The following is a 1243-nucleotide window of genomic DNA, read 5'->3' on the forward strand; positions in this document are numbered from 1 at the left end:
TCGCCTTCCTCGAGATAGGTGACGCGTTGGGTGAACGGGCCTACCGCCAGGGCGTCGCTGCCCAGGAACATCTCGCCGTCCTCGCCCCAGCCGACAACCAGCGGGGAGCCGCGCCGCGCGCCGAGCAGCAGCTCGGACTCGCCCTTGATCAGGATAGCCAGGGCGTAGGCACCGTGCAGGCGGTCGAGTACGCTTTTGAAGGCGTCCTTGGGCGAAGCGCCGGTGGTCAGGGCTTCGTCGAGCAGGTGGGCGATGACTTCGGTATCGGTGTCCGAGGTAAATTCGTGGCCCTTGGCCTTCAATTCGCTCTTCAACTCGGCGAAGTTTTCGATGATGCCGTTGTGAACGACAGCGACGCGGCCGGCGCTGTGCGGGTGGGCATTGCGGACGCTCGGCGCGCCGTGGGTGGCCCAGCGGGTATGGCCGATGCCGACGTGGCCGCTCACCGGCTCCTTGCCGATCACGGCTTCAAGGTTGCGGATCTTGCCTTCGGCCCGGCGGCGTTCAGGACCGGTTTCGGTCTGCACCGCGATGCCGGCGGAATCGTAGCCGCGGTATTCCAGGCGCCTCAAGGATTCGAGCAGGCGAGGGGCGGCGTCCGAATTGCCGATAATGCCGATAATGCCGCACATGGGGAGTCTCCGCTGGACGTGTCGGTCTTGATGCGATTGCAAATTTTCCTAGCACTTGTAATTTTGGATTGCTATGAAATCATTTCATATCAAATTAGTAAAAATAACATTATCTGCGATCACAGTGGCGTAAATACCCCGACAGGGTAAAATTCCCCGACTATATTGCAATTCGAGGTAGGTTTAATGAGCGACAAATGGGAAAGGTTGCAGGCGGCTCTGTCAGCGACGGGCATTTCCATTCGTGACGTGGCTGAGGCTGCCGGCATTGCCCAAAGCAGTCTGTTTCGCGCCATGAGCGGCCAGACGAAGGCGCCTCGGACGGAGACGGTCGACAAGCTGGAGGCTGCGTTTATCGCACTCACAACCGGCCGCATGGCGGCCTTCCGCGATACCCTGTCCCTCTACGGCTTCAATCCAATTAAAAACAAGAATGAAGAATTGGCGAACCACATGACAGCGCTCAACGGCACGCGAAAGTATTTTGGCACGGACGGCATCCGTGGCCGCACCAATGCCTTCCCCATGACAGCCGAAGTCGCCTATCGCGTCGGCATGGCCGCCGGCAAGATGTTCATGTCCGAGACGGATCGCCGCCATCTGGTCGTCAT

At 59.9% G+C, this 1243-nt stretch carries 1 protein-coding gene and 1 pseudogene; one reads left to right on the forward strand and one right to left on the reverse strand.

Annotation, left to right across the window (positions count from 1 at the left end; all coding sequences use genetic code 11):
* Positions 1-632, reverse strand: a pseudogene (locus J2X24_RS22435) (glutamine--fructose-6-phosphate transaminase (isomerizing)); the annotation flags it as partial.
* Positions 633-818: 186 nt separating this feature from the next.
* Between J2X24_RS22435 and J2X24_RS22440 the strand changes: the two are divergent.
* Positions 819-1243: helix-turn-helix domain-containing protein (locus tag J2X24_RS22440; protein WP_209726325.1), on the forward strand; the 425-nt coding region annotated here is incomplete at its 3' end.

It is taken from the genome of Asticcacaulis solisilvae, from assembly GCF_017875235.1.
GTDB lineage: Bacteria > Pseudomonadota > Alphaproteobacteria > Caulobacterales > Caulobacteraceae > Asticcacaulis > Asticcacaulis solisilvae_A.